This is a genomic window from Streptomyces sp. NPDC050534, assembly GCF_044457745.1.
Classification (GTDB): domain Bacteria; phylum Actinomycetota; class Actinomycetes; order Streptomycetales; family Streptomycetaceae; genus Streptomyces.
Map to the genome: position 1 here is coordinate 520,422 of NZ_JBITHF010000005.1, position 12,215 is coordinate 532,636.

A 12,215-nucleotide genomic window follows, 5' to 3' on the forward strand; every position below is an offset into this window, starting at 1 on the left:
CTCCTCACCCCGTCGCCTGTGGTGGCATGTTGTACGGCGTCACCACCTGGATCACCGAGGGCAGCGTAGGCCCCGTGGGCGGCAGCGCGCCGTGAGCACGCATGACGATGTGGCAGGCCTCGCGCATGTCCTGGCGCAGGTCGTGGTGGAGGACGGCGGACAGGCGGTGTTCGCGCAGCAGGCGGGTGTTGTCGTGGTCGAGGTCGTGCGCCACGAACACCGCGCACTCGCGGCCCAGGTCCTCGAAGGCGCGCAGGGTGGCGATGTTGCCGCCGCCGATGGAGTAGACGGCGCGGATGCCGGGGTCGCGGGCGAGGGCGGCGCGCACGAGGTCGTACTGGGTGGCGTCCAGGCCCTGCCCCTCGGCGATCTCGACCAGCGTGCGGTCCGGGTGGCGGGTGCGCATGGCGCTGCGAAAGCCCATCTCGCGCTCCTCCTCGTTGCGGAAGAAACCGCTGCTGAGGCTGGTGAGCACGTTGCCGGGCCGCTCGCCCAGCCACTGCCCCATGAGGTAGGCGGCGGTGGCGCCGGCGGCGCGGTTGTCGATGCCGACGTAGGCGAGGCGGGCGGTGGCGGGCAGGTCGGTGAACAGGGTGACGACGGGGATGCCCGCCTCGGCGAGCCGGCCGACGGCGGCCGTGATCTCGGGGACGTCCGGCGCCTTGAGGATCACGCCCTGCGAGCCGCGCCGGGCGATCCGGTCCAGGGTCGCCGTCAGTTCCGCCACCGGGCCGGTCTCGCGGAAGTGGAAGCGCGAGCGCACCACGGCCGGGTGCAGCGCGGGCAGCTCCGCCTCCAGGGCGGCGCGGACGGCGGTGGAGAACCGCTCCGGCGCCTGCATCACGATGTCGATCATGAAGGTGCGCCCGACCAGCCGGACCTGGGTGCGCTGCCGGTCCAGGTCGCCGATGGCCTGCCGGACCTCCCGTGCGGTGCTCTCGCGCACCCCGCCCCTGCCGTTGAGGACCCGGTCGACGGTGGCCTCGCTCAGGCCCGCCTGCCGGGCGATCTCCCGGATCGGGAAGGGGTGGCCCATGCGCGGGCTCCTCTCGCTGGGTCCTTGAGGGGTTTTTGATGGCAGCGTGCCGGTTGTTCGCCAGGTTTGTCATGACAAGAATGACAGGGCAGCCCAGGACTGTCACCGAGCGCTGCGTGGCACCTCCGACCGAAGGAACGACGATGTCTCCGAGCTCCGTGGATCACCGCGCCCGGCTGTCCGAACAGGACTGCGACCTGGCCGGCTTCCGTGAGCTGGTCGAGCGGGGCACCGACCTCGCGGACTTCCCGCACGCGTCCGGGGTGGAGCAGAACGTCCTGATCTACGACAGTGAGCGGCTGCGCGCGGCCGAGCGGCACCCGGTCCGCTCCGAGCTGGTGCGGGCGTTCACCGAGGGGCCCGGGATCGTGGTCTTCAGGGGCGCGTTCCCCGACCCGTCCGTCGTCGACCGGCTCAGCGCCGTCTTCGACGCCCTGATCGCCGAGCAGCGCGCCTCGGGCGCCACCGCCGGGGACCACTTCGCCAGGCCGGGCGCCAACGACCGGGTGTGGAACGCGCTGGAGAAGGCGGCCCTGTACGACCCCGAGGCGTTCGCCGGCTACTACGCCAACGACATCCTCGCGCTGGCCTCGGCGGCCTGGCTCGGCCCCGGCTACCAGGTCACCTCGCAGGTCAACGTCGTCAATCCGGGCGGCGCCGCGCAGACCGCGCACCGCGACTACCACCTGGGCTTCCTCTCCAACGAGGCGGCGGCCGCCTACCCGGCCCATGTGCACGTCCTCTCCCCCGTGCTCACCCTCCAGGGCGCGGTCGCCCACTGCGACATGCCGGTGGAGTCCGGGCCGACGCTGTACCTGCCGTACTCGCAGCAGTACGAGCCCGGCTATCTGGCCTGGCGGCTGCCCGAGTTCCAGGCGTACTTCGACGCCCACCGCGTCCAGCTCCCGCTCGCCAAGGGCGACGCGGCCTTCTTCAACCCCGCGCTGTTCCACGCGGCGGGCACGAATCGCTCCACCGGCATCCGCCGCATGGCCAACCTGCTCCAGGTGTCCTCCGCGTTCGGACGGGCCATGGAGACGGTGGACCGCGAGGCCGTCGCCAACGCGGTCTTCCCCGTGCTGCTGAGGCGCGCGGCCGAGGGCGCGGATGAGGAGTGGCTGGAGAACGTGATCGCCGCGAGCGCCGAGGGATACCCCTTCCCCACCAACCTCGACAGCGACCCGCCGGCCGACGGCCTCGCCCCGCCCGCGCAGGCGGACGTGGTCCGGCGCGCGCTGCGCGAGTCATGGACTCCCGAGGCTCTACGGCAGGAGCTGCGGGCCGGCGCCGAGCGCCGGGAAAGCTGAAAGGACCCGGAACGCATGGGACTTCTCGACGACAAGGTCGTCCTCGTCAACGGCGGCAGTCAGGGCGTCGGCGCCGCGGTCGCCCGGGCCGCGGTCCGCGAGGGCGCGGCGGTCGTGGCCGTGAGCGGGCGGCGCCCGGCCCCGGGCGAGGCGCTGGTCGCCGAGCTGACGGCCGAGGGCGGCAAGGCGATGTTCATCCGCGCCGACCTCGCCGACGCGGAGCAGGCGAGGACCGCGGTGGGCGACGTGGTCGCGGCGTACGGGCGCATCGACTGCCTGGTCAACTCCGCGGGGCTCACCTCGCGCGGCACGCTGCTGGACACCACGCCCGAGCTGTTCGACCAGCACATCGCGATCAACCTGAAGGCGCCGTTCTTCGCCATGCAGGCCGCCGTCGCCGACATGGTCTCCCGCAAGGCCCCCGGCACGATCGTCAACATCATCACGTCCTCGGCGCACGGCGGGCAGCCCTTCCTCGCGCCCTACGTCGCCGCGAAGGCGGGCCTGATCGGCCTGACCCGCAACGCCGCGCACGCCCACCGCTGGGACCGGGTCCGGATCAACGGCCTCAACATCGGCTGGACGGAGACGGAGGGCGAGGACGCGACGCAGAAGCGGTTCCACGACGCCGACGACGACTGGCGTGCCCAGGCCGCGGCGAAGCTCCCGATGGGCAAGCTCGGGCAACCGGACGAGATCGCCGACTTCGTGGTCCTGCTGCTGTCGGAGCGGTCGGGCGTGGTCACGGGTTCGGTGATCGACTGGGACCAGAACGTGCTGGGCGGCCTGGACTGACGCAGGCCGAGCCGGACGGCGGACAGCAACACCACTCACGAAAGCAGCGAAGCTCATGCGTATCGGAATCCTCGGCCTCGGCCGCATCGGCGCCTTCCACGCCGAGACCCTCTCCGGACTCGGCGCGGTCGAGTCGCTCGTGCTCACCGACCCGTTCGCGGACGCCGCCAAGTCCGCCGCGGAGCGGTTCGGCGGCGAGGTCGTGGACTCGCCCCAGGCCCTGCTCTCCGCCGGCGTCGACGGCATCGTGGTCGCGGCCGCGACGGACGCCCACCCCGGGCTGATCCTGGCCGGGGTCGAGGCCGGCATCCCCGTCTTCTGCGAGAAGCCCGTCGCCGGGACGATGGCCGAGGGGGTGCGGGTGCTGAAGGCGATCGAGGGCAGCGACGTGCCGATCCAGATCGGCTACAACCGCCGCTTCGACGCCGGGTTCGTCGCCGCCCGCGCCGCCGTGGCGAGCGGCGAGCTCGGCAAGCTGCACACCGTGCGCTCGACCACCCTGGACCCGGCGCCGCCGCCGGCCGCGTACATCGCCGCCTCCGGCGGAATCTTCCGCGACTGCTCGGTGCACGACTTCGACATCATCCGCTGGGTGACCGGCCGCGAGGTCGTCGAGGTGTACGCCGTCGGCGGCAACCGCGGCGCCGAGTACATCAAGGAGGCGGGCGACGCCGACACCACCGGCGCGATCCTCACCCTCGACGACGGCACCATCGCCGTGGTCTCCAACTCCCGCCACAACGCGCGCGGTTACGACGTCCGGATGGAGATCCACGGCTTTGCGGACTCCATCGCCGTCGGCCTGGAGGACAAGCTGCCGCTGCGCTCCGTCGAGCCCGGCGTGACCTTCCCGGCGGGCACCCCGCACGACTTCTTCATGGACCGGTTCACCGCGGCCTACCGCGCCGAACTCACCGCGTTCACCGAGGTCGTGGCCGGCAGCCGCCCCTCGCCGTGCACGGTCGCGGACGCGCTGGAGGCCGGCTGGATCGCCGACGCCTGCACGCTCTCGCTGCACGAGCACCGGCCGGTGACGATCGCCGAGGTGCGCACCGCCTGACGGCGGCTCCAGTCCCTCGTGCTCCGGGCGTGGGCCGGCCTCCGGCGCCCGGAGCACGAGAGTGTGTCGGCCACCACGTTGCCCCCGACGGTCACCATCACGGGAACCTCCCGTACCACCATGAGGTCCACTCATGCCCGACCGATCGAGGAGCGACGATTATGAACACAGCCGAGACGTCCCGGCCCGACGGCCCCCGCCGCGTGATCGTCATCGGTGCCGGACCGAGCGGGCTGACGGCCGCCCGTGAACTGGAGCGCGCCGGGCACCGGGTGACGGTCCTGGAGGAGCAGGACACGGTCGCAGGCAAGTGCCGGAGCATGGAGGTCGAGGGCCTGGCCCACGACCTGGGCGGCCACATATGCACCAACCGGTACGAGCGGACGGCCCGGTTGATGGAGGAGCTCGGTGTGGAGACGGAGCGCACCACCCGCTACCGCATCCTCGACGTCGAGCGGCGCACCACGTCCCGCCAGGCCATGTCGTTCTTACGCGACCCGGCCTTCCGCCGCTACCGGGCCCTGCGCGAGCGGGAGTTCCCGCACATCGCCGAACCGGGCCTCGCCCACTCCGCGCGGGCGCTGGCAGCGCCCGTCACCGACTGGCTCGCGGAGCACCGCCTCCGGTCCATGGCCGCGTCGTTCGGCCCCGGCTACACGGCGGCCGGCTACGGCTGTCTCGACGACGCCATGCCCGCGCTGTACTTCGTCAAGTACGCCGAGATGACCGGACTGCTCTCCCCGGGACCCGAACTGCTGGGCCACGAAGGCTCGTTCACCGTCGCGGGCGGGTTCGCGACGCTGTGGCGCCGGGTCGCCGCGGAGCTGAAGGACGTGCGCTGCGGGGTGCGCGTGACCTCGGTGGAACGGCACGCGGACGGCGTACGGGTCCTGACGGACGCGGGCCCGCTGGACGCCGACGACCTGGTGCTCGCCGTCACGCTGGACCGGATCCTGCCGGCGCTGGACGCCACCGCCCAGGAACGCGACCTGGCCGGCCGGGTCCGCAGCAACGCGTACCACACCACCGTCGCCACCGCCTCCGAACTGCCCGACAACGCCTTCTACTTCCTCACCCGCCACACCGCGCAGCGCACGGCGACGGGCCACTGCGTCTCGTACCATCACCGCTACCCGGACAGCGACGTACGGACCTTCTACTCCTACGGCCGCCCCGAGGACGTCGCCACCCTGCTGCGGCAGGACATCGCACAGCTCGGCGGGCACCTTCGGGAGGTGCACCTGCACCAGCCGTGGGCGTTCATGCCGCACTTCGGCAGCGACGACCTCGGGGCCGGCGCCCTGGACCGCCTCGACGCGCTCCAGGGCCGGACCCGCACCTACTACACCGGCGGCCTGCCCGCCTTCGAGCTGGTCGAGTGCACCGTCGCCCATGCCCAGGACCTCGTCCGCCGCCACTTCCCGCCGGCCCAGGGCACACTGACTCCGCAGGAACGGATCAAGGAGGAACGCACGTCATGAGCGAAGAGGACCGCGCACCGCTGCGCATCGGCATCCTGGGCGCCGCACGCATCACCGAACGCGCCCTGCTCGACCCCGCCCGCACGGGCGGCCACCGCCTGGTCGCCGTGGCCGCGCGCGACCGGTCCCGCGCCGAGTCCTTCGCCGCCGAGCACGGCGTGGAGCGGGTCGCGGACTCCTACGCGGACCTGCTGGCCGACCCCGAGGTCGAGGTCGTCTACAACCCGCTCGCCAACGGCCTGCACGGCCCGTGGAACCTCGCCGCGCTCACGGCCGGCAAGCACGTCCTGAGCGAGAAGCCCTCGGCGAGCAACGCCGGGGAGGCCGCCGAGGTACGGGAGGCGGCGGCCAAGGCCGGCACCGTCTTCATGGAGGCCTTCCACTACCTCTTCCACCCGGTCACCCGCCGCCTGCACGAACTCCTGGCCGACGGTGAACTGGGCGAACTGCAGCGGGTGGAGACCACGGTCGCCATCCCGGCCCCCGCCGACACCGACCCCCGCTGGTCCCTCTCCCTGGCCGGCGGCGCCATGATGGACCTCGGCTGCTACGGCCTGCACGCCCTGCGCATGCTCGCCCCCTGGGCGGGCGGCGCGCCCCGCCTGGTCTCCGCGCGGGGCGGCGAACGGGCGGGCGCACCAGGAGTCGACGAATGGCTCGACGCCGACCTGGAGTTCCCGAACGGCGCCACCGCCAGCGCTCGCTGCCACATGGCCCACGACGAGCTCGAGATGAGCTGCCGCATCGTCGGCACCCGAGGCGAGGCCCTGGCCCCGAACTACGTCCTGCCCCAGCTCGACGACCGGATCGTGGTCCGCACGGACGAGGGCGAGCGCACCGAACGTCTCGGCACCAGGTCGTCGTACACCTACCAGCTGGAGGCATTCGCCGCGCGGATCCGCGCGGGCAGGCCGCTGCCGCTCGACGCGGACGACGCGGTGGCGACGATGACACTGATCGACGAGTGCTACCGGGCGGCGGGGTTCGAACCGCGGCCGCGCACCGCGCTGTAGCGGCCCCCGGCACGCGGCCATGGCTCTGAGATGATCGGCGCCATGGCCGCGCAGATCACCCCCGCCCACGTCACCGACATCCAGCAGGTCCTCACCGACCACCCCCGCTACTGGGGCGAGCGGGACCTCCGCGCGCTCCATCTGCTCGCCCTGGTGCAGGAGTTCGGCGAGACCTGCCTGGTCGCCCGCTCCGGCGACGGCAGCGGCATCCTCGGCTATCTGATCGGCTTCGTGACGCCGGACCGGACCGGGTACGTGCACCTGATCGCGACGAGGGACGACGCCCGCGGCACCGGTCTGGGGCGCGAGCTGTACGCCGCCTTCACCGAGGCCGCGCGGCGGCACGGGGCGGTCCGGCTGAAGGCGATCACCAGCCTCGGCAACAAGGGGTCCGTGGCGTTCCATCGCAGTCTCGGCTTCGAGGTGCGGGTGGAGAAGGACTACAACGGGCCCGGTGAGGACCGGGTCGTGTTCTCGCGGGCGCTCAGCTGACGTCGTAGAGCGCCGGCCGCTCCACCAGCTCGACCTCCACCCGGCCCCCCTCCTGGAGCGAGTGCACGCCGGCCTCGCAGACCGCGGCGACCGCGTAGCCGTCCCACGCGCTCGGGCCGGTGACCTCGCCGCGGCGGGTGGCGTCGGCCCACGTCTGGACCTCGCGGTCGTAGGCGTCGGCGAAGCGGTCGATGTAGTCCTGGGTGATGGTGCCGCCCCAGCGGCCGGCCATGCTGGTGACCATGGCGTGGCCGTCACCGATGCGTGCGGTGCCGCGTTCGCAGACCACCTCGGCCTGGACCTGGTAGCCGAAGCCGCAGTTGACGAAGATCTCGACGTCGACGATCGCGCCGCCGTCGGTCTCGAAGACGACGAACTGGGGGTCCTGCACGGCGTCCGGCGCGTTCGCCGACGGGGCCGGGCGCAGGACCGTGACGGCGGTGATCTCCTGGCCGAGCAGCCAGCGGGTGACGTCCATCTCGTGCACGACGGAGTCGTTGATGAGCATCTCGCTCGTCCAGCCGGGTGGGGAGGCGACGTTGCGGTGCCGGTTGTGGAGCAGGAGGGGGCGGCCCAACTGGCCTGTACGCAGAAGGGACTTGAGTTTCATGTATTCGGCGTCGTAACGCCGCATGAAGCCCACCTGGACGCGTCGGTGGCCCAGTCGCCGCTCGGCTTCCATGACGCGCAGCGCGGAGGCCGCGTCCGGGGTGAGCGGCTTCTCGCACAGGACGGGCAGGTCGCGGGCGAACGCCGTCAGCAGGGCCGCCTCGTGGGCGGGTCCCGGAGAGGCGATCAGGACGGCGTCGACGTCGTGCGCCGCCATCGCCGCGGCCGGATCGGTGTAGGCGGTGCAGCCGTCGACACGGGAGGCGACGGCCTTCGCCCGTTCCGCGTCGACGTCGACGACGGCGGTCACCCGGGCCCCGCTGATGACCTCCTGGATACGGCGGACGTGGTCGGCGCCCATCTTTCCCGCGCCGACGACGGCGACTTGCAGCGTCTCGGGCCGAGCCATGGTGACCCCCTTGGGACGGTCGGGCGGTCAGGCGCCGCAGGACCTGAGGAACTTTCTGGTGCGCGCCGCGATGGGCAGCGGCGCGTCCGGCTCGCAGGGGTACATGTCCTGCTCGACGATCGCGAACAGCTCGACGTTCAGCCTCTGTGCCGCCTCCAGGACGGGCCCCAACTCCGGTACTCCGGCGGGCGGTTCACACATCACGCCCTGCGCCACGGCCGGCCCGAACGGCGTGCCCTCGGCCCGTACGTCGGCCAGGATCTCCGGGTCGACCTGCTTGAGGTGCAGATAGCCGATGCGCTCGCCGTAGGTCTCGATCAGCTTGACGCTGTCGCCGCCGCAGTAGGCGTAATGGCCGGTGTCCAGGCAGAGGTTGACGAGGTCGGTGTCGGTGGAGTCGAGGAAGCGCTCGACGTGGTCCTCGGTGTCGATGTGGGTGTCGGCGTGCGGGTGCACGACGAGCTCGAGGCCGTAGGTCTCCGTCACCTCGTGGCCGAGGCGCTCCATGCCCTTGGTCAGGTGGGCCCACTGCTCGCCGGTCAGCTCGGGCGGCTCCAGGATCTCGGCGGTCCTGTCGTCCCGCCAGAAGGAGGGGATCACCACCAGGTGCCGCGCGCCCATCGCCTGGGTGAGCGCGGCGACCTGGCTGACGTGCCGCCACGTGGCGTCCCAGACGGCCGGGCCGCGGTGCAGGCCGGTGAAGACGGTGCCAGCCGAGACCTTCAGCCCGCGCCGGGCGGTCTCGTCGGTGAGCCGGGCCGGGTCCGTCGGCAGATAGCCGTACGGGCCCAGCTCGATCCAGGCGTACCCGGCCTCCGCGACCTCGTCCAGGAAGCGTTCCCAGGGCACCTGCTGCGGGTCCTCGGCGAACCACACGCCCCACGAGTCGGGGGCCGAGCCGACCCGGATGCGGTCCAGGGCGGCCGCCATGTCAGGACGTGCCTTCCGGGCCCGCCGCGAGGGGTGCGGTGAGGTCTTCCCGCTCCGGGAGCTCCTCCACGTCGACGCCGCTGACCTGAGACAACTCGTGTTTGAGGGCGGCGAGTTCGGCGCCTCCGGCCATGTGGTTGGTGAGTTCTTCCAGGCTGACCTCGCTGCGTGAGGCGGACAGTTCCATGGTGCCCAGGCGCAGCACGCTGAAGTGGTCGCCGACCATGTAGGCGTGGTGCGGGTTGTGGGTGATGAAGATGACGCCCAGGCCGCGGTCGCGGGCGGCGGCGATGTACTTGAGCACCACGCCGGACTGCTTGACGCCGAGCGCGGCGGTCGGCTCGTCCAGGATCAGGACCCGGGCGCCGAAGTAGACGGCGCGGGCGATGGCCACGCACTGGCGCTGGCCGCCGGAGAGGGTGCCGATGGGCTGTTCCAGGTCGTCCAGGACGATGCCCATCGCGCGCAGCTCGTGGTCGGCGGTCTGCTTCATCTTCTCGATGTCGAGGCGACGCACCGGCCAGGGGCCCTTGGTCATCTCGGAACCGAGGAAGAAGTTGCGCCACACCGGCATCAGCGGGACGGTCGCCAGGTCCTGGTAGACGGTGGCGATGCCGCGGTCGAGGGCCTCGCGCGGAGTGGAGAAGCGCACCGGGGCGCCGTCGACGAGGAACTCGCCCTCGGTGTGCTGGTGCAGCCCGGAGATGATCTTGATGAGGGTGGACTTGCCGGCGCCGTTGTCGCCCAGCACGCAGGTGACCTGGCTGGGGCGGACCTTGAGGCTCACCCCGTGCAGGGCGCGGATGTTGCCGTAGGACTTGCCCGCGTTGCGCAGCTCGACGACCACGTCGCCGTTCTCCGGCTCGGTGTCCGCGATGATCGCGCCGTGGGTTTCGGTGTTCTTGTCACTCATCGGGTCACCTCCGGGTCATGGTGCGCTGGACCCACAGATTGATCAGGACGGCGCCGAGGAGCATGACGCCGAGGAATGCCTTGAACCAGTCGGGGTTCCAGCCGGCGTAGACGATGCCCTGCTGGACCATGCCGAACATGAAGGCGCCGAAGACGGGGCCGATCGCGGTGCCGTAGCCGCCGGTCAGGAGGCAGCCGCCGATCACCGCACCGGAGATGTAGATCAGCTCGATGCCGACGCCCTCGCCGGACTGCACGGTGTTGAAGGAGAACAGCTGGTGCATGCCGACGAACCAGGCGCCGAAGCCGACCAGCATGAACAGGGAGATCTTCGTGAAGGCCACCGGGACACCGACGGCACGGGCGCTGTCCTTGTTGCCGCCGACCGCGAAGATCCAGTTGCCGTACCTCGTGCGCGTCAGCAGCCACGTGGCGATGACCGCGAACAGCAGCCACCAGAACACGGTGATCTTCACCTGGACGCCGCCGATGCCGAAGGACGACGCGAAGACCTTCCTGGCCTGGTCGAAGCCGTCCATGTTGCTGATGTCGTCGGTGGCGACGTTGCCGGTGACCAGTTTGGTCACCGCGAGGTTGACGCCCTGGAGGATCAGGAAGGTGCCCAGGGTGACCAGGAAGCTGGGCAGGCCGGTCTTGACGACCATCCAGCCGTTGAAGAAGCCGATCGCGAGGGACACGGCGAGGGCGGCGACGACGCCCACCCACACGTTCATGGTGAGCTGGTAGGCCAGCATGCTCGCGGTCAGCGCCGAGGTGATCACTCCGACACCGGCGGACAGGTCGAACTCGCCGCCGATCATCAGCAGCGCCACCGGGATGGTCACGATGCCGAGGGTGGAGGACTGGTACAGGATGTTCGCCATCGCGCTGGCATCCCGCACCGGGGGCGCCGCGATCAGGAAGAAGACGTAGACCGCGATGGCGCCGAGGAAGACGCCGACCTCGGGCCGGGCCAACGTCTTGACCAGCAGCGATCGTTGGCCCGTGCGTCCGTCGGCCTGTTTGGGGCCGGAGGCCGGCGGTGTGGTCACCGCCGGCTCAGCGTGTTGGGTCATACTCGTCACCGGGTGCCCTTCGCGGCGAACTGGGAGACGGCCGCGACGTTGGACTTGTCGACGAACGCGGGACCGGTCAGCACCGGCGCCTCCCCGCCGCCCATGTAGTTGCCGTTGTTCTTGTAGAGCCACAGCGAGTCGATCGCGAGGTAGCCCTGCAGGTACGGCTGCTGGTCCACCGCGAACTGGATCGTGCCCTTGCTGATGGCGCTGGTGAGGTCCTTGTTGAGGTCGAAGGTCGCGATCTTTGCCTTGCTGCCCGCGTCCGACGCCGACTGCACCGCCGTGAGCGCGAAGGGCGCGCCGAGCGTGGCGACGTAGTCGATGGAGGAGTCCTGCTTGAGCTTGGCGGTGATCGTCGACTTCACGGACGGCATGTCGGTGCCGTTGACGTTGAGTACTTCGCTCTTGCCGGAGAAGGTCTTCTTCAGGCCGTCGCAGCGCTGCGTCAGGCCGATGTTGCCCTGCTCCTGGACGACGCAGACCACGTGCTTCGCGCCGACCTCGTTGAGCTTCTTGCCGAACGCCTCGCCCGCGACGCTCTCGTCCTGGCCGAAGAACGACATCAGGCCGAGCTTCTTCCAGTCGCTGACGCCGGAGTTGAGGCCCACGACGGGTATGTTCGCCGACTTCGCCTTGCCGATGACGCCCTTGAGCGCGTCGGGCTTGGCGAGGGTGACCGCGATGCCGTCGACCTTCTGGTCGATCGCGTTCTGCACCAGGTTGGACTGGGTGCCCGCGTTCGGGTCGGCCGAGTAGATCAGCTTGATGTTGTCCTTGGCCGCGGCGGCCTCGGCGCCCTTGCGGACGATGTCCCAGAAGGTGTCGCCGGGCGACTGGTGCGTGACCAGCGCGACGGTCATCCGGGGCGTGGTGGCCTTGCCCGCAGAGGCGTTGCCCCCGCCCTCCTCGGACTTCTTGCCCCCGGAGCTGCTGGAACAGCCGGCGAGGGTCAGGGCTGCAGCCGCGGCCACCGCGACGACGGGGACGAGTCTGCGGGAGCGGGAATGAGAAACGCGGTCCATCTTTCCTGGCACCTCACTGTGCGTTGCGGGGGAAAGGAGAAGGGGATCACGAAGATCCGAACCCGGGATC

General features: G+C 71.1%; 12 protein-coding genes. 6 read left to right on the forward strand and 6 right to left on the reverse strand.

The annotated features are described in order from the left end of the window. Positions 1-4 precede the first annotated feature (4 nt). Positions 5-1,036, reverse strand: coding sequence for a LacI family DNA-binding transcriptional regulator (locus ACIBN2_RS19660; protein WP_399135740.1), 1,032 nt, complete (start codon positions 1,034-1,036; stop codon positions 5-7). Positions 1,037-1,179: 143 nt separating this feature from the next. Between ACIBN2_RS19660 and ACIBN2_RS19665 the strand changes: the two genes are divergently transcribed. The 6 genes from ACIBN2_RS19665 (at position 1,180) to ACIBN2_RS19690 (ending at position 7,184) form a co-directional block, all read left to right on the forward strand. Further along, positions 1,180-2,343: a phytanoyl-CoA dioxygenase family protein gene (locus ACIBN2_RS19665; RefSeq protein ID WP_399135741.1), complete on the forward strand. Its 1,164-nt coding sequence runs from the start codon at positions 1,180-1,182 to the stop codon at positions 2,341-2,343. Between the two features lie 15 nt (positions 2,344-2,358). Then, on the forward strand, positions 2,359-3,138 hold the full coding sequence (locus ACIBN2_RS19670; RefSeq protein ID WP_399135742.1) for an SDR family oxidoreductase: 780 nt from the start codon (positions 2,359-2,361) through the stop codon (positions 3,136-3,138). 55 nt (positions 3,139-3,193) lie between these two features. Next, complete coding sequence (locus ACIBN2_RS19675; RefSeq protein ID WP_399135743.1) at positions 3,194-4,198, forward strand: Gfo/Idh/MocA family oxidoreductase; 1,005 nt, start codon at positions 3,194-3,196, stop codon at positions 4,196-4,198. 161 nt (positions 4,199-4,359) lie between these two features. After that, on the forward strand, positions 4,360-5,679 hold the full coding sequence (locus ACIBN2_RS19680) for a protoporphyrinogen/coproporphyrinogen oxidase (RefSeq protein ID WP_399135744.1): 1,320 nt from the start codon (positions 4,360-4,362) through the stop codon (positions 5,677-5,679). Then, positions 5,676-6,692 carry a Gfo/Idh/MocA family protein gene (locus ACIBN2_RS19685; protein ID WP_399135745.1) on the forward strand — a complete coding sequence of 339 codons (1,017 nt, stop codon included), beginning with the start codon at positions 5,676-5,678 and terminating at the stop codon, positions 6,690-6,692. The genes ACIBN2_RS19680 and ACIBN2_RS19685 overlap by 4 nt, the downstream gene beginning before the upstream one ends. A gap of 42 nt (positions 6,693-6,734) precedes the next feature. Continuing rightward, the gene (locus tag ACIBN2_RS19690; protein WP_399135746.1) at positions 6,735-7,184 is read left to right on the forward strand and encodes a GNAT family N-acetyltransferase; all 450 of its coding nucleotides are present in this window, start codon (positions 6,735-6,737) and stop codon (positions 7,182-7,184) included. Here ACIBN2_RS19690 and ACIBN2_RS19695 read toward each other — a convergent pair. Genes ACIBN2_RS19695 through ACIBN2_RS19715 form a run of 5 tightly spaced genes read right to left on the reverse strand, consistent with a single transcriptional unit; the run spans position 7,177 to position 12,145 of the window. Beyond that, positions 7,177-8,202 (reverse strand): Gfo/Idh/MocA family protein, encoded by a 1,026-nt coding sequence (locus tag ACIBN2_RS19695; protein ID WP_399135747.1) that lies wholly within the window; start codon positions 8,200-8,202, stop codon positions 7,177-7,179. The genes ACIBN2_RS19690 and ACIBN2_RS19695 overlap by 8 nt on opposite strands. A gap of 27 nt (positions 8,203-8,229) precedes the next feature. Beyond that, positions 8,230-9,132, reverse strand: a complete 903-nt coding sequence (locus ACIBN2_RS19700; RefSeq protein ID WP_399135748.1) for a sugar phosphate isomerase/epimerase family protein — start codon at positions 9,130-9,132, stop codon at positions 8,230-8,232. 1 nt (position 9,133) lies between these two features. Next, positions 9,134-10,045 (reverse strand): ATP-binding cassette domain-containing protein, encoded by a 912-nt coding sequence (locus ACIBN2_RS19705; protein WP_399135749.1) that lies wholly within the window; start codon positions 10,043-10,045, stop codon positions 9,134-9,136. 4 nt (positions 10,046-10,049) lie between these two features. Continuing rightward, entirely contained in the window at positions 10,050-11,120 is a 1,071-nt protein-coding gene (locus ACIBN2_RS19710; protein WP_399135750.1) for an ABC transporter permease, read from the reverse strand. Between the two features lie 5 nt (positions 11,121-11,125). Then, on the reverse strand, positions 11,126-12,145 hold the full coding sequence (locus ACIBN2_RS19715) for a sugar ABC transporter substrate-binding protein (RefSeq protein ID WP_399135751.1): 1,020 nt from the start codon (positions 12,143-12,145) through the stop codon (positions 11,126-11,128). Between the last annotated feature and the right edge of the window lie 70 nt (positions 12,146-12,215).

Coding starts and splice junctions, on each gene's coding strand:
- ACIBN2_RS19660 (WP_399135740.1), bottom strand. CDS start 1,036: ATGGGCCACCCCTTCCCGATCCGGGAGATCGCCCGGCAGGCGGGCCTG.
- ACIBN2_RS19675 (WP_399135743.1), top strand. CDS start 3,194: ATGCGTATCGGAATCCTCGGCCTCGGCCGCATCGGCGCCTTCCACGCC.
- ACIBN2_RS19665 (WP_399135741.1), top strand. CDS start 1,180: ATGTCTCCGAGCTCCGTGGATCACCGCGCCCGGCTGTCCGAACAGGAC.
- ACIBN2_RS19695 (WP_399135747.1), bottom strand. CDS start 8,202: ATGGCTCGGCCCGAGACGCTGCAAGTCGCCGTCGTCGGCGCGGGAAAG.
- ACIBN2_RS19700 (WP_399135748.1), bottom strand. CDS start 9,132: ATGGCGGCCGCCCTGGACCGCATCCGGGTCGGCTCGGCCCCCGACTCG.
- ACIBN2_RS19670 (WP_399135742.1), top strand. CDS start 2,359: ATGGGACTTCTCGACGACAAGGTCGTCCTCGTCAACGGCGGCAGTCAG.
- ACIBN2_RS19680 (WP_399135744.1), top strand. CDS start 4,360: ATGAACACAGCCGAGACGTCCCGGCCCGACGGCCCCCGCCGCGTGATC.
- ACIBN2_RS19715 (WP_399135751.1), bottom strand. CDS start 12,145: ATGGACCGCGTTTCTCATTCCCGCTCCCGCAGACTCGTCCCCGTCGTC.
- ACIBN2_RS19690 (WP_399135746.1), top strand. CDS start 6,735: ATGGCCGCGCAGATCACCCCCGCCCACGTCACCGACATCCAGCAGGTC.
- ACIBN2_RS19705 (WP_399135749.1), bottom strand. CDS start 10,045: ATGAGTGACAAGAACACCGAAACCCACGGCGCGATCATCGCGGACACC.
- ACIBN2_RS19710 (WP_399135750.1), bottom strand. CDS start 11,120: ATGACCCAACACGCTGAGCCGGCGGTGACCACACCGCCGGCCTCCGGC.
- ACIBN2_RS19685 (WP_399135745.1), top strand. CDS start 5,676: ATGAGCGAAGAGGACCGCGCACCGCTGCGCATCGGCATCCTGGGCGCC.